General features: G+C 59.8%; 6 protein-coding genes. 2 read left to right on the top strand and 4 right to left on the bottom strand.

Translation table 11 applies throughout. From position 1 onward, the window contains the following. Positions 1 to 100: 100 nt before the first annotated feature. Both ACR0I1_RS10350 and ACR0I1_RS10345 read left to right on the top strand, forming a co-directional pair. Positions 101 to 13,312, top strand: a complete 13,212-nt coding sequence (locus ACR0I1_RS10350; protein WP_480706293.1) for a hypothetical protein — start codon at positions 101 to 103, stop codon at positions 13,310 to 13,312. Positions 13,313 to 13,330: 18 nt separating this feature from the next. Next, the gene (locus tag ACR0I1_RS10345; RefSeq protein ID WP_170407630.1) at positions 13,331 to 13,810 is read left to right on the top strand and encodes an invasion associated locus B family protein; all 480 of its coding nucleotides are present in this window, start codon (positions 13,331 to 13,333) and stop codon (positions 13,808 to 13,810) included. A 173-nt stretch (positions 13,811 to 13,983) separates the two neighbouring features. Here ACR0I1_RS10345 and ACR0I1_RS10340 read toward each other — a convergent pair whose 3' ends face one another. Genes ACR0I1_RS10340 through ACR0I1_RS10325 form a run of 4 tightly spaced genes read right to left on the bottom strand, consistent with a single transcriptional unit; the run spans position 13,984 to position 20,129 of the window. Beyond that, positions 13,984 to 15,345, bottom strand: coding sequence for an aminotransferase class III-fold pyridoxal phosphate-dependent enzyme (locus ACR0I1_RS10340; RefSeq protein ID WP_480706291.1), 1,362 nt, complete (start codon positions 15,343 to 15,345; stop codon positions 13,984 to 13,986). Between the two features lie 29 nt (positions 15,346 to 15,374). Continuing rightward, entirely contained in the window at positions 15,375 to 16,478 is a 1,104-nt protein-coding gene (locus tag ACR0I1_RS10335) for a mandelate racemase/muconate lactonizing enzyme family protein (protein WP_480706289.1), read from the bottom strand. Between the two features lie 13 nt (positions 16,479 to 16,491). Next, positions 16,492 to 17,607, bottom strand: a complete 1,116-nt coding sequence (locus tag ACR0I1_RS10330) for a mandelate racemase/muconate lactonizing enzyme family protein (RefSeq protein WP_480706287.1) — start codon at positions 17,605 to 17,607, stop codon at positions 16,492 to 16,494. A gap of 47 nt (positions 17,608 to 17,654) precedes the next feature. Further along, complete coding sequence (locus tag ACR0I1_RS10325; RefSeq protein WP_480706285.1) at positions 17,655 to 20,129, bottom strand: FAD-dependent oxidoreductase; 2,475 nt, start codon at positions 20,127 to 20,129, stop codon at positions 17,655 to 17,657. Positions 20,130 to 20,342: the final 213 nt, after the last annotated feature.

Here is a 20,342-nt window from a genome sequence, read left to right as displayed (position 1 = left end):
AAACCTGCTGTTTGCGCTTTCTATTTTTCTATTTAATTCAACACCTTTGTTTGCCGCGCCGACTGCAGATTCAATTGTTGGAGACACTGTTAACAACCCTGTGACTGGTCTGGATACGACAGTCACTGCACTGATCGTGGATCCCGCTTCAACACCTACAGCCGGGACGACGGCTTTTGTTGAGACGGCGGATGGCTATGTGTTTCTCGTCAAAGATGCCGGCGATACAATTTACAACTCCGACAATCCCCCACTGGCATTTGAGATTGTATCCATAACGGGAACAACGGCTCAGATCAGTAATTCTGGTGCGACCGGAACGGCCAGCTTGTCCACTCAGCTGACCCTGTCTCAGTACAACAGCAACTTCAACAGTTCGGGTACTCCTGGCTCTGTCACCCCGCCGGTGAACGTCTCCGGACCCAACGGTGTGAGCCAGGTCGTTTACGGGCGAGATGGCAGCAATGGGCGCGATGGTGCGCTTGTTGTGCCACCAAGTTCAGGCGGAAACGGTGCCGATGGCCCAACCCAGACACAAACCCTGAGCGGGAATGTCAACGCAACCAGCAATGTCGGTTGGCAAGTGGGTAGCGTTGGCGGTGACGGTGGTCAGGGCGGCGACTCGTATCTGAGCTTTTGGGACGGGCGCGATGGCGGCGACGGCGGGGAAGGCGGCACGGTTAACGCAACACAATCCTCCAGCAGCACGATCCAGACATCGGGCGACGGCTATGACGGTATATTTGCCTTCAGCCGCAGCGGCGAGGCTGGTGATGGCGGCAGCGGCTTCGCGGCTCCGGGTGGGGGCACCGGTGGCCACTCGGCAGATGGTGGCGATGTAACAGTTACGCAGCGGGGTGACATTTCTACGTCCGGCGACTCGGCTGATGGCATCTATGCGCTGAGCGTTTCGAACAATGGCGGTAATGGTGGGTCACAATGGGGGCTGGTTGGCTCGTCCGGTAACGGAGGCTATGGCGGTAGCGGTGGCACCGTAACGGTAAACACGGCCTCAAGCGGTAGCATCTTGACGACCGGCGACTACGCGAACGGGATTTACGCCCAATCCATCGGCGGTTCGGGGGGGTCAGCGGGGACAAGTGGCAACTTGTTGGTTTCGCTCATTGGCGGGGCCGATAATGGCGGAAATGGAGGCAGGGTTAACGTCTCGCACGGTGGCGCGATTGAAACACAAGGTGATTTCGCGCGCGGTATTGTTGCCCAGTCCATCGGCGGCGGCGGTGGTTCGGGCGGAACTGCAGGCGGCCTGGTATCACTTTCTCTTGGTGGTGTGGGCTCGAACGGCGGTAGCGGGGACTCGGTGAATGTCACTGTGCAAGGTTCGGGAAGCATCCTGACTTCGGGCATTGGGGCTGACGGTGTCATGGCGCAATCCATCGGCGGCAGCGGCGGAACCGGTGCAAACTCCTATGGGCTTGTTGCGATTGGTGGCACAGGATCTCGGGGCGGAACGGGCGCTGCGGTAAGCGTCAGCAACTACGGGCGTATTGTAACCGAAGACGACAACGCCCGCGGGATTATCGCGCAATCCATCGGCGGCGGTGGCGGTGATGGTGGCTCGTCCGGTGGAATGGTCTCGGTCGGTGGCAATGGCAGCGGCGGTGGCAGCGGGTCCACTGTGACGATCGTGAATGACGGGATCATCACCACCTCGGGTGATGATGCGATGGGTATTCTGGCCCAGTCGATCGGTGGCGGTGGCGGCAATGGTGGTTCGTCCGGTTCGGTAGGTGCGTTTGTCGGGGTAGCCATCGGTGGTGATGGCGGGGCCGGAGGGACCGGTGGCAATGTCAACGTAACCTTATCCAACACCGATGGCAGCCAGCCGTCGGCTATCCGGACTTCGGGCGCGCGCTCGGCAGGTGTATTTGCACAATCCGTCGGCGGCGGTGGCGGCAACGGTGGCGGAGCGGTCTCGGTTGCGGTTGGCGCATTTGGCGCGGCATCGGTCTCGGTTGGTGGGTCCGCTGGCAATGGTGGCAACGGTGGGACGGTCACGCTTAGCGGCAGCGGTTCAGCTTCTGTACAAACCGGTGGTGACGACTCGGTTGGGGTGATGCTGCAATCTGTTGGCGGTGGTGGCGGCAATGGTGGCTATGCCGTATCTGTCGCAGCGTCAGGCGGCCCGGTATCGGGTTCGCTGGCTGTTGGGGTTGGCGGTGACGGTGGTACGGGCGGCACGGGTGGTCCGGTCACGGTTGGCCAGTTCGATGGTAGTGGCGTCGCAACGGCAGCTGGGTTTGAAGGCACTCTCGTCACGACCGGAAACCGATCGACAGGCATGCTGTTCCAGTCCGTCGGCGGGGGTGGTGGCAATGGTGGTTTGGCGGTCGCTGCGACCGGTGGCGCCTCGGCACTATTTTCAGGCAACGTATCAGTTGGAATTGGCGGCAAGGCCGGCAGTGCGGGCAATGGTGGACTTGTTCAGGTCTATACCAATGCTGACGTGACCACGACTGGCACAAGCTCCAGCGCGATCATCGCCCAATCCGTGGGTGGCGGTGGCGGTAATGGTGGTGGAAGCATCGCGGCCGGTATCAGCGCAAGCGGAGGCGCTGCGGTCGGGATCAACGTCGGTGTCGGCGGAGATGGTGGTGGTGCCGGTATCGGTGGCAACGTCACTTTGCGTGCCGGTGGGACCTCAATCGAAACCAGTGGCGCATTCTCCAGCGGTGTCGTTGCGCAATCCGTTGGCGGCGGCGGTGGTAATGGTGGTTATGCCATCGGTGCCAGTGCCGATATTGCGGGCGGCGCTGCCGGGTCCATCAGTGTAGGCCTCGGCGGTAAAGCTGGCGGTGGAGGTGCGGGCGGTACAGTGACGGCCCAAGTTGATGCGGATGTCACAACCCGTGGGGACGATGCCGGTGCGGTCGTGGTGCAATCCATCGGCGGTGGCGGTGGCAATGGCGGCTTCAGCGTCGCTGCTGGCTTGGCGGCCGGCGGTGGCGGTGCCGGAACGATTGGAGTCGGACTTGGCGGCGACGGAGGCAGCGGCGGCATAGGCGGTACGGTAACCGGCGTGCGCGTCAACGGCGACGTTCGGACCGAAGGTGCACGCTCGACGGCTGTCGTTATTCAATCCATCGGCGGTGGCGGTGGTAATGGTGGTTTCAATGTCACCGCCGGAGTGGCAGCGGCAGGAGCCGGTGCTGGGTCAATTGGCGTCGGGCTCGGCGGCAACGGCGATACAGGCGGCAATGGCGGCGTGGTTGAAGGCCAGGTTGCAGGAAACGTCACAACAGTGTCCGAAGGTTCAGGCGGCGTAGTTTTCCAATCCATCGGCGGCGGTGGTGGCAATGGTGGCTTCAACGTGACGGCCGGTGTTGCTGGTGCGGGGGCAGGTGGCGGTGCCGTCACCGTAGGCCTTGGTGGCGACGGCTCAGGAGGTGGAATCGGTCAATCGGTGACCGGTCGAGTCACAGGCACCGTAAGCACCGGTGGCGCGGACTCAACTGCCGTTCTGGCACAGTCCGTTGGCGGCGGCGGTGGCAATGGTGCTTTTAATGTTAGCGCGTCACTTGCAGGGGCTGGGGTTGCGAGCGGTGCAGTTTCAGTTGGCCTTGGCGGCGACGGAGGTACGGGCTCGACGGGTGGCACAGTCAATCTGACGACCACAAATACGATTGTAACTGTCGGGGACCGTTCTTCAGGCGTCGTCGCCCAATCCATCGGCGGTGGTGGCGGCAATGGTGGGTTTAATATCTCGGGGACCGGGGCCGGTGCAGGTACTGCAAGCGGTGCGGTCAGTGTCGGGCTTGGTGGAACGGGCGCAGGTGGCGGTAATGGCGGGTCGGTTACGCTAAGATCCAGTGGGACAATTCTGACGCAAGGTGACTCGGCGACAGCCTTCCTCGCGCAGTCCATCGGCGGTGGCGGAGGTAACGGCGGGTTTAACGTCAGCGCATCGGTTCAGGGATCGGGCACTGCAGGGGCTGGCGTCTCGGTCGGATTGGGTGGCAACGGCGGCGGTGGCGGCGATGGCAGCACGGTCGATGCTACATCGAATAATGCGGTTGAAACGCAGGGGGATCAGTCCTCGGGCGTCGTAGCGCAATCCATCGGTGGCGGAGGCGGCAATGGTGGGTTCAACGTAGCCCCGGTTCTGTCGGGCGCAGGTACAGCCAGTGGTGCGGTGAGTGTAGGACTGGGTGGTTCAGGTGATACCGGCGGCAATGGCGGCATTGTCACGCTGACGTCGAATGGCACCATCCTGACGGATGGCTTCGCCTCTAGCGGGTTTGTTGCGCAGTCGCTTGGCGGTGGCGGTGGTAACGGCGGGTTCAATGTCTCGCCCACCGTGTCCGGGGCTGGAACGGGTGCGGGATCGGTTTCGGTTGGTCTGGGCGGCTCAGGGTCCGCCGGGGGTGACGGCAGTTTGGTGACGGCCAGCACAACAGCTAATGTGGTGACCCGAGGGGATGCTTCGGTGGGTGTCCTCGCGCAGTCCGTTGGTGGCGGCGGTGGTAATGGTGGCTTCAATGTCTCACCGGCTTTGGCTGGGGCCGGTACCGGATCGGGCGCGATCAGCGTTGGCCTGGGTGGGTCCGGTGGCAGTGGCGGCACGGGGGGTGTTGTTGGCCTGACGGTTGCCAATAGTGTTCAAACCGAAGGTGCGCAGTCCAGCGCAGTTGTGGCGCAATCAATCGGCGGCGGCGGCGGCAATGGCGGGTTCAACGTTTCTGCTTCCGTCGGTGGCGCAGGTACGGGTTCTGGCGCTGCGGCAGTTGGCTTGGGCGGTCGCGGAACTGGTGGCGGTGACGCCTCGGCGGTCACGGCGAATGTAACCGGGAATCTGATCACGCAAGGTGAAACCTCCAGCGGTCTCTTGGCACAATCTGTCGGCGGTGGCGGCGGTAATGGTGGCATGAACGTCTCGGTTGCAGTGGCCGCGGCGGGCACTGGCTCGGGTGGGGCATCCGTGGGTCTTGGTGGCGCGTCCGGTACCGGCGGCAACGGAGGCACAGTTGAAGCCACATTGAACGGAAACGTCTCGACACAAGGCGATGAATCCGGCGGGGTGATCGTGCAAAGCCTTGGCGGCGGTGGTGGCAATGGAGGCATGAATGTTTCCGCCACAGTCACTGTCGCAGGAACCGGCAGCGGTGGTGCGTCTGTTGGTCTTGGTGGCAGCGGTGGCGACGGGGGCGACGCGGATACGGCCGAAGGCACGGTCGTTGGCAGTGTTACCACTACCGGTGACAATTCTGGCGGCGTCTTGGTGCAATCTGCTGCGGGTGGCGGCGGCAATGGCGGGCTGAACGTATCAGCAGCCGTGAACATCTCGGGGACCGGGGGTGGCGCCGTCGGGGTTGGCATCGGTGGCTCGGGTGGCGATGGCGGTGCTGCGAGCGCGGCGACGGGGTCGGTCACCGGCGATGTCACTACAAGTGGTGAGAACGCGACGGGCGTTCTGGTCCAATCCGTTGGCGGCGGCGGCGGTAATGGCGGCGTCAACATTTCGGGCGCTCTGAGCATCGCACGCACTGGATCGGGTGCGGCAGGTATCGGCGTGGGCGGCTTCGGCGGCAGTGGCGGGACCAGCGGGGTAGTCGACAACATGTTCTCTGGCAATGTGAGCACCTCGGGTCCGCGGTCGGCTGGTATTATCGCACAAAGCCTTGGCGGAGGTGGCGGCAATGGCGCCACAAACATTTCCGGGGCCATTTCTGTAGCCAGCAACTATTCCGGGGGTTTGGGGATCGGCGTCGGCGGCTTTGGCGGGGACGGTGGTGCGGCAGATAACGTCACGCAGCGGGTCACCGGAGATGTCATGACAACCGGTGATGACTCGGTCGGCATTCTGACGCAAAGCCTCGGCGGCGGTGGTGGCAACGGCGGCACCAACATCTCGGCAGCGTTGTCTCTGTCCCGATCAGCCAATGCGTCGGTCGGCATCGGTGTGGGCGGCTTTGGCGGCGGCGGCGCTGATGCCGGAGCGTTGGTGCAATCGACAATCACCGGCGGAGTGACCACGACCGGCGATCGCAGCACCGGGATCCTGACACAGAGCCTTGGCGGCGGTGGTGGCAACGGCGGCACTAATATCTCGGCCTCGTTGGGTATCAGCCAGGAAAATGGCGGCTCGGTCAGTTTGGGCGTTGGCGGCTTCGGTGGCGGGGCGGGTAACGCTGGTGAAGTGAACAGCACATTGCGCTCAAGAACGGACAGCAGTGGCACAACTTCGGTGGTAACCACTGGCGTAGACAGTATTGGTGTCATAGCCCAGTCGGTCGGCGGCGGCGGCGGTAACGGCGGTCTGAACGTTTCTGGCGCTGTCAATCTCACCGGCAAATCCGGTGCAGCGGTTGCCCTGGGACTTGGTGGCTTTGGTGGCGGTGGTGGCAATGCCGATGCGGTCACGTTGGATGTTCAAAGCGATGTAGTGACGGCGGGTGACGGGTCGCATGGTCTGTTTGCGCAAAGCCTTGGTGGCGGTGGCGGTACCGGGGGCGTGAATATTTCGGGCACTCTGGCGCTGACTAAACCATCGGGGTCGGACACGATCTTTTCGGTTTCAGCGGGTGTTGGCGGCTTTGGCGGGGCCGGTGGTGATGCAAGCGATGTCGATCTGGACTATACCGGCAATGTACAGGCCGTACCGATGGTCGAGCAATCGGATGGCACTTTCGCCGTTGATGAAAGCAAAGGGGCCAGTGGCATCATTGCCCAGTCGCTTGGTGGCGGTGGCGGTGACGGCGGCACGAACGTCTCGGGCGGCCTCGCGATAAGCGGCAAACCCGGTGCGGGTCAGACGGACAGCAGTAAATCCTATGCGGTTGTCGTGGGCGTTGGAGGTTTTGGCGGCGGCGGTGGAGATGCCGGAAATGTTGATGTGAACATTGGCGCGGGCAGTACGATCACAGCTCACGGCACTGGCCAATCCGGCCTGCTGGCCCAATCCGTTGGTGGCGGCGGTGGCAACGGTGGTCTGAACGTGTCAGGCGGGATCGTATCCGACAGCTCTCTGATCGTGGGCGTCGGTGGTTTCGCAGGCGATGGCGGTCAGGCCGGAGACGTCACGGTCACCTCGCAAGCGGATATTACGGTTACAACGAACCCGGACGATATCTCGATCCCCAACACAACGACGTTCGAAGACAAATTGCGCGATTTCCTGGGCGACTCGATCGTTGATGAGACCGAGGAATTGGCGTCGAACTTCGGGTTGGAACGCCTGTTCATCGACATGGGTGTCTTCAACGAAGAAAAGCCGGATACTGACGGTTCGGCGGGTCTACTGGCGCAGTCCATCGGCGGCGGCGGCGGCAATGGCGGTCTGAATGTCTCGGGTGGAATTGCGCTCAGCAAAGATGGCAAGATCCCTTCGGTTACGTTTGGCGTCGGAGGCTTTGGCGGTGACGGCAATGTCTCGGGCAATGTGGGCGTCAATCATGCGGGAACTGTGTCAGTCGCCGGCAACTGGAAACATGGAGTTTTGGCCCAGTCGATCGCAGGCGGCGGTGGCAACGGTGCTTTGAATGTGACCGGGCAGCTGAACTATGGCGACTCCAACAACTCGGACGGCAAAACGGATCTGAGCATTGTGGGCGGCCTTGGCGGCCACGGAGGTACTGGTGCGGATGCGGGTGACGTGTCGGTCACTCAGACCGGCAACATCGCAACAAATGGCTATCACGCGCGCGGAATCTTTGCCCAGAGCATCGGTGGCGGCGGTGGTACCGGCGGCATTAATGCGACCTTTGTTGGTACCAAGGACAGCTCACCTATCGCGATGGGGATCGGCGGCTTTGGCGGCGGTGGCGGCGATGCGGGTGACGTGACCGTCGCGCGTGGCACAGCGGCCCTTGCTGCGGGGACAATCACGACCGATGGCGTTGGATCGCACGGTATCGAGGCGTCGAGCATTGGCGGCGGCGGCGGCGATGCGGGGATCAACGCAGTTGTGGGTATCAGCAAGACCACCGGCAACCAAAGCAACGGCGGCACAGGCGATTCATCCGATCGTAAGACACCGACCAATACCGGCGTCGATGACTCGGTCATCGCCAACTACAACGCGGTTTTGGATGAGCTTGAAGGCAAGGTGAACCCTGCAGATTCCTCTGGCAATAAAACCGGTGTGTCAGCGGTGGTTGCCATCGGTGGCGATGCAGGTACGGCAGGGGACGGTGGCGAGGTCGATGTTGATCACTATGGTGATATCGTCACCTTGCAAGATGGCAGCCACGGTGTTTTTGGGCAATCCATCGGTGGTGGCGGCGGCAACGCCGCCTTGAACCTCGGCATGACCTATGAGCTTGCCTCCGACGCGACCAACAAAGGCTTTGGCTTGGCCATTGGCGGTGGCACGGGTGAGGGCGGCATCGGTGGTTCGGTGGATGTGCGCAATACAGGCGACATCGCGACCTCGGGCGCAGATTCCCATGGTCTGTTTGCGCAGTCCGTTGGCGGCGGCGGCGGCAATGCTGGCTACAACTCGGCATCGACGTCGGTTGATGGTGGCAATGTAAACATCCAGATCGGCCGCACGGGTGGAACCGGGGGCAGCGGCGGGGACGTCTTTGCCAGCTCGAACGGCGCGATCAGCACGACGGGCAACCGGTCTTATGGCTTCTTTGCACAGTCCATCGGCAATGGCGGGGGTAACTCGTCATCAACTTCGGTCAGCATCGGCACCCCGAAATCCGGCGACAGCAAAGGCAACAAAGCCAGCCTGTCAGTCGGGCTTGAAGGCGGTACGGGTGGTGCAGCAGGCGATGTGACTTCTGTAGTGGCGGGCACCGTCGTCACGCAGGGCGATGACGCACATGGCGTATTTGCGCAGTCAGTTGGCGGCGGCGGAGGCAATGGCGGTAAGGCCAGCAACTCGGCTGGCAAGGGCACGTCAATTGCCTTGTCCATCGGTGGCACTGGTGGCACCGGAGGCGTTGGTGGCACGGTGGACGTGACCAACACTGCCCAGATCGCAACGTTCGGAGATCGTTCGATTGGGCTGATGGCGCAATCCATCGGTGGCGCAGGCGGAACTGGCGGCATGGTACAGGCCGGACAATCGAACCTCGATACCATCAAAGCTGTGGTCAACCCGTCCACAGTCGGCACCACAGCATCGATCAACATAGGCGGTACCGGTGGGGACGGTATGACCTCGGACATCGTGACCGTAGTGAGCGACGGAATAATCAGCACCGCAGGCACCATGGCCCATGGTATCTTTGCGCAGTCCGTCGGAGGAGGCGGCGGCATGGGTGGTGTCGTGGAAAACCGCATCATCAGCCTTCGTAAAGAGATTGGAAACACCGCGACCTTGTCCATCGGCGGCAACGGCGGCTCGGGTGCGATGTCGGCGGCGGTATCTGTGACCAACCGGGACGTGATCCTGACCACGGGCGACAAGTCGGTGGGTATCTACGCGCAATCGGTCGGCGGTGGCGGTGGTGATGCACAGCAGGTTCGAAACATTATTCTGGGCCGGTCCTCGGAGGGGTCTACGACAAACGCGATCCTTATTGGTGGCACCGGCGGCACCGGTGGTTCTGGCAGTACAACCACTGTTGTGAACGAAGCCGATGGTACGATCGTGACCAGCGGAGCCGAAAGCCACGGTATCTTCGCGCAGTCTGTCGGCGGTGGCGGCGGCAATGGCGGATCGACAATCTCGGTCGATGGTCGCTATGGCGGGGCCGAGGCGAGCACTCGGCGGGCGTTGCAGTTTGGCCTGGGTGGCTCGGGTGGTTCCGGTGGAACCGGAGGCAACGTGGCCGTCACAAATGCGGGTACGATCATCACCATTGGTGCAGGTGCGCATGGCATCTTTGCTCAATCCGTTGGTGGCGGCGGCGGCAATGGTGGGAGTTCGATTACAGGGACGCTGCGGCTAAAGACTGGGGACAGCAGCTCTCCGACCGCGCAGTTGAACATCGGTGGTTCGGGTGGCAGTGGCAATGCTGCCGGAAACTCGGTTGTCACCAATACCGGCGACATCCGCGTTGATGGCGAAGGGGCCTACGGTATCTTCGCGCAATCCGTTGGTGGCGGTGGTGGCAATGGTGGATTGGCCGTTGCGATGGATGTGAATGACCTCAAAAACACAATGACCGGCCGGTCATACTCGAAGATCGCCATTGGCGGTTCTGGTGGCGACGGGGCGGATGGTGGAGATGTCACGGTCAACCATACCGGTACCATTGTCGTGAACGCTGAAAACGGGTTCGGTATCTATGCCCAATCCGTAGGTGGCGGCGGCGGTAATGCGGGATATTCGGTATCGTCGCCCTTGGTCTCGGCGCTGGACTACACGATCTCTCATGTGTTGGGCGCGCGAGAAGGGACCACCGGATCGGTGGGAACCGCGACTGTCAATTCAACCGGTGACATTCTGGTGAATGGTGCAGGCAGCGAGGCCATCTTCGCACAATCCGTCAATGGCGGCGGCGGCAACTCCGAAACATCGGTCGACTTTACGACCGCGACGGCAAGCGCGGGTGGAACCAGCACTGTTTATATCAGTGACATCTCGCTGGGCGGTGATGATGTTTCGGGCACGGCGGGCAGCCAGGTTGCCCAGTCGCACGTCGGTAACATAGCGACCACCAGTGACCGCTCGACAGGTCTGATGCTGCAGAGTGTTGGCGGCGGTGGTGGCACATCGGCCAACAACATCAGCCTTCAGGATGGCGACGGTATCGAGATTGATGCGCGCCTGGGCGCGATTGATACGAATGATGCAGCAGGTGGCGATGTGTTCGGCAGCCGGACTGGCGATGTCGGCACTGATGGTGCGTTTTCCTCGGCAGGTACGGCGCAATCTATTGGCGGCGGCGGCGGTAAGCTGGTGCTCAACAGCACGGGCCCGGCTGATACCAACAGGTTTGCTTCGGTAATCCTGGGGTCCGATCCAAGCTTCCGCAACAGTGGCGGTGATATCGATCTTGATCTGAATGGAGATGTCTTCACCAGCGGTGACCGGTCCTTTGGCCAAAGCGTTCAAAGCATCGGCGCGGGTGGTGGTGAAGCTGTCGTTGCTGGTCTTGGAGGCGTCGATGTGACCCTCGGGGCTCAGGACGATTCAACTGGAGATGGCGGCAACGTCGATTTCACCAATACCGGTGACGTAAACACAAGTGGTACCGGATCGCATGCGTTCGTGATCCAGAGCATCGGCGGCGGCGGTGGTCTTGTCACGACAGACCTGGACCCCAACCAGGTGACCGTAAAACTGTCAGCAGCGAATGGCGGGGACGGCGGGGACATTCTGTTCTTGCAAACTGGTAACACGGTCACCAGTGGAGAGAACGCGATCGGTGTCGCCGCGCAGTCGTTGGGTGGCGGCGGCGGCATCGTCGATTCCATATTCCGGGGTGCCGCAGGTGGCGCCGGGTCGGGCGGTGCTATCGACATGACCCTGACCGGCAATGTCTTGTCGGTCGGCGACGGTGGCATTGGTGTCTTTGCACAATCCGAAGGCCGTGACGGTGCAGACACCATTATGCTTGGGTTCGATGGTGTTGTCATGGGCGGCACCGGGCAAGCGAACTCGGTTGCCTCGATCATTGTCGAAGGAGGTACCGACAACACGCTGACCCTATCAGAAGACACGGTGCTGATCGCGGGCAATAACCAACTGGTGAACGGCGGCGATGGCAATGAACAAATCACGCTGTCCGGACGCGCGCTTGGGAACCTGAACCTTGGTGACGGGACGAATGGCCTGACCGTGGAAGATGGTGCAACCTTCTATGCATTGGATACCGTGAATCTGGGCGACGCCGGGCTCATGCAGGTGGATGGCAACTTGGTTCTGGGCGCAAATTGGGGCGTCGACGGAGGCCTGACGGCTTCTGTTCAAGCGGATGATTTTTCCTTCACCGAAAATGTCAGCCAGACCACGAACGTGACCGGAAGTCTGGCCTTTGGCGGCACTGCGACTTCAACGTTCGACGTGTATTTCCGAACCACTGGCATATCGGGTGGAGACAGCGATCTTATCAATGTCACCGGGGATGCCACCATTGGTGGTACATTGGTGCCGCGGTTGAACACGCTCGAACGCGCATTGCCGCTTGTCATCATCAATCCCGATGGAACGGCCGCAGATGCTGGCACGACCATCCAGGACACTGTGGTTCTTGATTACTCCATTGGTTTGAACGGGGCGACGTCGGACGGCAGTTCGATCGATCTGGTGATCACACCAGACTATTCGACGCCTAGGATGAACTCCAACCAGACCGCGATCGGTGACTATATCAATGATGTCCTGAACGGGCGGGGAACGTCCGAACAGGGCGAGCTTTTGGCGCTGATCGGGAACATGCAATCCGAGGCCGATGTGATCGCGGCCATTGAGAGCTTGTCGACAGCGGACTACGCCGCAGATGCGGTGGATGCGTATTTTGGCACGCGGGTATTCGCGGATACGCTGCAAAACTGCGAACGCTACACCAATTATCAAGCCGGGGATGATCCGCGTAACTGTATCTGGTTTACCGGCGGCCGCTATTTCTTCGACCGCGAGCAGACCGGGATTTACAACGATCTGAACGTCAATAACACCAATTGGTCGGCGGGTGTCCGTCTACCGGTGGGGGATGAGTTGTATGCAGGGTTTGCCCTGGGCTACGACCAGATCAGCCTGCAGAACGGATCGCAATACAATGCATCTGGCGATCGGTTCAATCTGGGTGCATCGCTGACCAAATACACAGGCGCGTGGGAGTTTGCGGCCATGCTGTCGGCAGGTTGGTCAAACTACGATACAAGCCGTGCAGGTGGGATCCGGGGCGTTTTGCCCAATGGCACAATTGTGGACACCGTTGGTGTCAGCGAGATCAAGCACAAGATGAACCACCAGAACCTGCGGCTCAGCCTGGCGTATGATCAAAGACTTGGCGCTGGTGGAGCGTACCTGCGCCCCGAACTGGCCATCGATGCGACGCGGTTGGCGACGGAAAGCAATGGCGATGCCACTTTGTCAGGTATCGTCTTGCAGGACGACAACGAGATGATCTATTCGCTGACGCCGTCGATTGAGATCGGGACCGAGCAGATCCTGAGCGCCTCGCAGAAACTGCGTGCGAGCCTGCGCGCCGGTGCCATCCTCTCGTCTGACGACACGGTGTCGGTAACCGCTGGCTTCAGTGGGGCCAGCGCCGCCGACGGAGGGTTCGTGAATACCAGCTATATCGGTGACGCCCACGGCGTCGTGTCCGCGCGGTTGGGATTGTTTGCTTTGGATGACAGCAGCTTTATCAACCTGAGCCTGGACCATATGTTTGGAGACTCAACCGAAGCCCTGCAGGTTGGCATTGGCCTTGGGATACAATTCTAGTTTATGAGGAACAGCAGTATGAAAACTTGGATCTACGCTTTGGTGGCGTCGTTCGGTTTGACAACTCAACTTGGCGCACAGGAAAACGAAGCGCCATTGTGGTCGGTCAACTGCAGCAATCAGGTCAACGGAACTGAATTGATTTGTGAAATGACCCAGACCATTATCTTAACCGAGAACAATCAAAGGCTTGCCTCGATTGCGTTCGTCAAACCTGCCGGCAGAGACGAGATCGAAGCGGTGCTGACACTGCCATTTGGCCTGCTGTTCTCTGAAGGGCTGATTGCTAAAGTGGATGATGCCGAGATCGCGCGGCTGGATTTTCTAACCTGCGAAGCACAGGGTTGTTTTGCCCGTTCTCCTGTTTCTCAGGACTGGATGTCAAAGATGCGCGCTGGCAATCTGTTGAGTATTGAAAGCGTAAACCGGGTCGGCGATCCGATTTCCTTTGGTTTCGATCTGGCGGGATTTAGCAGAATATCCGATATGCTGCCGTAATTGCCTGGCCTTCCTTCCAGAAGGCCGCACAGGCCTTCTTGGTTAGCAACGCGTAGAAGGGTCTGACCAGAGCGTTCATTTTGTGATTGCACTCGCAACGAGCGGAGGCTGCGGCGTAGGGCTATGTGATGGCTTTGGATTTCCGAGATGCGAGCGTTCGCGCCGACTAGTTCTCAGAGACACTCCCGGTCGGCGATGTCGAGGGTGCGGTCCAGAATCGCCAGCCCTGTAATCAGGTCGTCTTCACTGATGTTGAGCGGTGGGGTCAGGCGGATCACGTTCGAGAAGAATGACAGGTAGAGGCCTTCGTTCATCGCAAAGCTCATCATCTCGCTCATGGGTCTGGCGTCTTCGCCTTTGGCGGCAAATGGCACCAGCGGTTCGCGGGTGTCGCGGTTCTTGACCAGTTCGATGCCATTGAACATGCCCTTGCCGCGAATATCCCCGATCGAGGGGTGTTTCTTTGCCAGCTTGTGCAGCTCTGCGCGCATCTTTTCCCCCATCGCGGTGGCATGGGCCAGCGTGCCTTCTTCCTGCATGGCTCGGATCGCGGCAATGCCAGATGCGCAGGCCAGCGGATGGCCGGCATAAGTCAGGCCTCCGGGCAATGGGTAATCGCGCAGCCAGTCATGCAGCTCGGTACTGACGGACATGGTGCCAAGCGGCACGTAACCCGAGTTGATGCCCTTGGCCGAACAAATGATGTCCGGCTGAACACCCCAGTGATCGACGGCGAACCATTTTCCCGTCCGGCCAAACCCGGCCATGACTTCATCCGCGATCAGTAGGATGCCGTATTTTTCGCAGGTTGCCTTGATCGACTGCAGATATCCGTCGGGTGGCACGATGATCCCGTTTGTGCCGACAATAGGTTCCAGAATGACAGCGGCCACGGTGTTAGGGTTTTCATACATCAGGATTTCTTCCAGATGCGGCCCGCCTTGGGCGACCGGGCACTGGGCCGGGTCTTTGTGGCCAGTTGGTAACCGATAGACGTAAGGATCAAGCATCCGCACGATGCCCGGCATATCGGCGCGGGTCAGATGGTGGCGCGGGTCGCCGGTCAGCGATAGCGTGCCACCGGTTGCCCCGTGGTAGGAACGGTAGCGGGCAATGATCTTTGTCCGACCGGTGTAATGCCGCGCCAAACGGATCGCGGTTTCATTGGCGGCGGACCCTCCTGTTGTAAAAAAGGTTGATGAGATGTTGGCAGGCGTGATCTCGGTCATGATTGCCGCGAGTTCTGATCGAACATCCGAGCCCATGGCCGGGCCGATATAACAAAGCTTGTCCGCCTGATCCTTAATCGCTTGTACGATCTTGGGGTGCTGATGACCCATATTGGCGTTCACAAGTTGGCTTTGGAAATCGAGGTAGCGTTTACCTTCGCTGTCCCAGAACCAACTGCCCTGAGCACCTGTTATGACGCGCGGGCGGCTGCCCTGTTTCGACCAGCTTTGCAGATAATGATCCGCATGCATGTCTTTGACCCATTCGGGATCATGGGAGGGGTAGGCGTTGCTGAAGTCTTCCATAACAGGCCTCTTGGCGTGCGGGGTTGGGATCAATCGATGATGGTTACTGGCTGGCCCAAAGCGTCTGCATCAGGCCTGACGCCAAGGCCGGGGCCTTCGGGTGGGGCGATGCGACCGTTCCGGCGGCTAGGTGCATTCGGATCGAGACATGGTTTGACATAGTGGGACAGATCGCATGTATTCATGATGCCGTGCGCTGGGGTTGAGGCCGCAAGATGCAGCGAGGCGGCCGTCGTAACATCGCTGCCCCAGGTATCCTCGATGCACATCTGCGTGCCAAGCGACAGGCAGAGATCGCGGATTTGACGCATCGTCGAAAGGCCGCCCATCTTCGACAGTTTCAGCGCAGCAGCATCCATGCAGCCAGCGCGGTGTCCTGCCAGAACCGAATGAATGTCACAGGCGCTTTCGTCCAGCTTCATCGGCAGACCAGTCGCGGCGCGGACCTGGGCGCATTCCTCAATCGTGGCGCAGGGTTGTTCCAGCATTATGTCCAGATGCGAGACAGCGCGGCCAACTCGTGTAGCGGTCAGCGTATCTGACCCGCAATTCCAGTCTCCATAAACCAACGGGCCATCACCTACAGCCTCGCGCACCTGAATCAAACGAGCAACGTCGGCTTCCCAGTTGTTGTCCGCGCCCAGCTTCACCTGAAACTGTCGCATGCCCTGATCAAAGGCATCGCGCGCCATGCGCGCCATTTCATCCGGCGCGATACAGGTGATCGAGTGATACAGCGGCAAATCCGCGACCGCCCGCCCACCAAGCAAAGTGTAAAGCGGTAGGTCGGCTGCCTGTGCGGTCAGATCCCAAAGCGCTGTATCGATCGCTGACTTGGCGTAGCCATGCCCGATCAGATGCTTATTAAGGCGCTCCATCAGCGCTTCGGGACCAACCGGGTTAGCGCCGATGACAACGGGTGCCATCTCTTCAAGCGCTGGAGCCACGCCCTTGGCATAGGCGGGTAAATAATGCGGGATCGGACAAACCTCTCCCCAGCCCGATGCGCCGGTGTCGGTATCCAGGCGGACGACCACGGAAACCGTCGTATCGCAGGTCTTGCCCTCGGCCATGTAATAGGTGTCATGCGAGGTCAGCGGGACTTCCCAGGCGGTGATGCGAGTAATCTTCATCAGGCGGTTTCCATCAGGCGCAGGATTCGTAGGTTGCGACAGGTGGGCCAAGGCTGTCAAAGTCCGGCGTCACCCCAAGCCCCGGAGTATCTGTGGCATAGAGTTTACCGTCCCTTACTGTGGGGCCGCCAATCCCGGTGTTTCGTGTGTTGTAGTTCATCAGATCGGTCGAGTTGATCAGCATCTCTTGGGGTGTTGAGGCCGCAAAATGGGCAACTGCGGCGGTGGTGATCTGACCGCCCCACGTGTCCTCGGAGACAACCGGAATACCGTGATCAATCAGGAAATCACGCACCCGGCGGGCTTTGGACAGGCCGCCCAGGTTAGAAATCTTCAAGCAACAAATTTCGGCACCCCGATCGTTCACGATGCGTCGGGCCATTTCAATCCCGGTGACGCATTCATCCAGTTTCATTGGTTGCTCGGCTACGCGGCGCACCTGCTGGCACTCGTGGTAACTGTGGCAGGGTTGTTCGAGGATAAAGTTCAGATCGCGGGTTGCGCGGGCCACACGGATAGCGTTGTCAACGCGCCAACCCTGATTGGCATCTGCCATAGCCTTTTCACCGGGTTTCAGCAGGGGCACGCCTTCGCGGATACGGTCGATATCGGTCACCCAGTCGCCACCTACCTTGATCTGGAACTGCCGGTATCCCGCTGCGCGGTGCTGCTCCATCTCGGCGATGGTTTCTTCCAAGACAGGCTTTTGCGGCACAACCCGGTACATCGGCGCACCATCGGTGAGTTTGCCGCCCATCAGCATCCAAACAGGTTGTCCGGTGGACCGTCCCAGAATATCCCAACACGCTGCATCAAAGGGCGCTTTGGCGTAGCCGTGACCTTGGACCGTGCCATCCATCAACCGTTCGATCTTGGACAGCTGGCGGGGATCTTCCCCCAGCAAGCGCGGGGCGACGAGGCGGGCAAAGGCCTCGACGCCTTCGGAATGGGCGATCATGTAGTTCTCGCCGCATGGGGCAAACTCGCCGCAGCCCTGTAGACCCGCATCCGTGTCGATCACCACTACCGAAGACATCGACGTTGTGATCGCGTTGCCCGCGCCCCAGCCGTATGATCCGCCGACATAGGGCAGGGGGGTTTTGAACACACGGATACGGGTTATCTTCATGGCGTCACCATAGGGCTTCCGCGATGGCCGATGCTCTGGTTTTCAGATCACGCCAGTTCACGAACTGCGTCCGTGCGTGGGCGTTCGGATTTCGGATCATAGGCTGCTTCGCCGAGGACACGCCCTTTGCGGGGTACACCAGCGATAACTACTTCGATCTCTGTGCCCGGAACATTCACGTGTGGCTTGACGTAAGCAAAGGCGAGGATTTTGCCGACGCTGTGGCCATAGGCGACCGAGGCTGTTGCACCGACAACCTCGCCTTTGATCCGAATAGCCTCGCCCCCATGACCATCTTCGACCCCATCCGGTTCGATCTCCAAATAGGCGCAAATCCAAGGCATCTCGCCCGCCTCAGACTGAGCGGCACTGGCGCGCGTTGCTTCGACACCCAGATACTCTTTGTCCAGCTTGAAGAACCGGCTGACATTGGCCTCTGGAAGCGTGACCTCGTTGGTCAGTTCTCCAGCACCGGGGAATGCTTTTTCCATGCGCAGGCTGTTCATCGCAAACGAGCCGTAGTTTTCGATGCCAAATTCCTCGCCGGCAGCCCACAGTGCGTTGTAGACGTCAACGCAGGTTTCATCCGGCATATGGAATTCCCAACCCAACTCGCCCGCATAGGACATGCGAAAGGCCCAGACCTTGTGCCCCGCGATGGTGATTTCCTGAGCCGACAGCCAGCGGAACCCGGCGTTGGACAGGTCCGCGTCGGTGCATCTGGCCAGTACCTCGCGGGATTTTGGCCCGTTCAGGGACAAAGCCGACCAATCTTCAGAGAGCGTTTTGACAAAGACGGTCTCTCCCGCGAGGTTCTGGTTCAAGTGATCGACAAGGCGCTGTTCAAAGAACGCCGCGCAGACCAGATAATAGCGGTCTTCCGCCATGCGAACGATGGTCGTCTCAAGCTCGATACGGCCCCGGCGGTTCAGAAAGTGGGTCAAGGTGATCGAGCCATCTTTCTGTGGCATCTTGTTGGCCGTCAGACGGTCAAGATAGGCATAGGCATCGGGGCCTGAAACTTCGACTTTGGTGAACGCGGTCACGTCCATGATACCAACACGCTCACGCACGGCTTGGCATTCCAGCGCAACCATGTCGAAGACTTCGTTGCGGCGGAACGAATAGTGGTCACGCTGTTCAACACCATTGCGCGCGAACCATCGCGGGCGCTCGTGGCCAAAAACCTCTTCATAGACCGCGCCCTTTTCCTTGAGGATTTCATACAGCGGCGAGGGTTTGATCGGACGCCCTTCAAGACGATTGAAATGCGGAAAGGGGATCTCGTGCCGCAGCTTGTAATCCTCATGCGCCTTGATGACCTGCCAGTCTTTCTTGGCATAGCTGCCAAAGCGGCGCGGATCATAGTCACGCATGTTGATATCGGCAGCACCGTGTACCATCCATTTGGCCAGTTCACGGGTCAGACCAGGCCCCCAACCGATGCCGATCTGCGTGCCACAGCAGCACCAGTAATTCTTGACGCCGGGTGCGGGGCCGACCATCGGGTTGCCATCTGGCGGGTGGCTGATTGCACCATGAACTTCGCGGGTGATGCCCAGTTCAGAAAAGATCGGCATCCGTTCCAATGAGTTTTCCAGCCAAGGCATGACACGGTCATAATCCGCCTCGAACAGCCAGTTTTCGTACTCCCATGGGCATTCATCATGCCAGACAGAGTTCGAGTTCTCCTTTTCATAGATCCCGATCAGGCCCTTTTTCTGTTCCATGCGGATATAGCCCGAAACCATCTTGTCATCGCGGATCACCGGCAGCTCGGTCTTCAGGTCTCTGAATTCAGGCACATCTTCAGTGACAAAATAATGATGGGTCATCGAGGTCATGGGTAATTGCAGGTTCGACCATTCGCCCATCTGACGGGCATAGGTGCCGCCTGCATTAACGACGTGTTCGCAGGTGATGGTGCCTTGTTCGGTTTCCACCACCCATTCACCTGCATCGTTCTGGGTGATGTTGGTCGCGCGACAGTGGCGGAAAATCTTCACACCTTTCTGACGGGCCCCAGCTGCCATCGCCATAGTCACGTTCGAAGGATCAACGTGACCGTCATCTGGCGTATAAAGCGCACCAATGACACCGTCGAGGTTATAGTAGGGGTGTTTGTCAGCTATGAAGTCAGGCCCTACCAACTCGATATTGAACCCCAGCGCTCGGCCAACTGATAATGTGTGGCGAAGCCAGTCCATCTCATCCTCGGTATAGGCCAGACGGAATGAACCGCAGCCATGCCATGTAACCGCCTGACCGGTTTCTTCCTCAAGTGTCTTGGAATAAAGGCCAATGTTATAGTCGACCATTTTGCCCAGCCCGTAGGAACTGGTGGAGTGAGTAATCTGACCAGCGGCATGCCAGGTGGAGCCCGAAGTTAACTCGGCCTTTTCCAACAGCACCGTGTCTTCGCCCCAACCTTCATGGCCCAGGTGATAGGCCAGTCCGCAACCCATGACGCCACCGCCGACAATGACGACCTTTGCGCGTGCAGGCAGTTCCTTTTTAGACATCGCAACTTCCTGTTTCCGAGACATGGAATTCTGTGGACTTCCTATTGCTACATATGTACCACTGTCAATTAAAAATGGCACAAATGTACATACCGAGGTAAGCAATGTGCGGTACAGATGTTTCAAGTGGTATTCTGACGCGTACGGATGTTACGAATCCTGACGCGATCTTTTTGACTGAAACACCAGCCCGGCTTGTATCAGGAGAAAAAA

The organism is Ruegeria sp. B11 (assembly GCF_056539785.1).
Note: the sequence above shows the minus strand (reverse complement) of the source record. Positions and strands in the feature narration are given on the sequence as shown.

Bases quoted from the DNA above. Each gene is read 5' to 3' on its own strand.
- ACR0I1_RS10340 (WP_480706291.1), bottom strand. From the start codon at position 15,345: ATGGAAGACTTCAGCAACGCCTACCCCTCCCATGATCCCGAATGGGTC.
- ACR0I1_RS10330 (WP_480706287.1), bottom strand. From the start codon at position 17,607: ATGAAGATAACCCGTATCCGTGTGTTCAAAACCCCCCTGCCCTATGTC.
- ACR0I1_RS10345 (WP_170407630.1), top strand. From the start codon at position 13,331: ATGAAAACTTGGATCTACGCTTTGGTGGCGTCGTTCGGTTTGACAACT.
- ACR0I1_RS10325 (WP_480706285.1), bottom strand. From the start codon at position 20,129: ATGTCTAAAAAGGAACTGCCTGCACGCGCAAAGGTCGTCATTGTCGGC.
- ACR0I1_RS10335 (WP_480706289.1), bottom strand. From the start codon at position 16,478: ATGAAGATTACTCGCATCACCGCCTGGGAAGTCCCGCTGACCTCGCAT.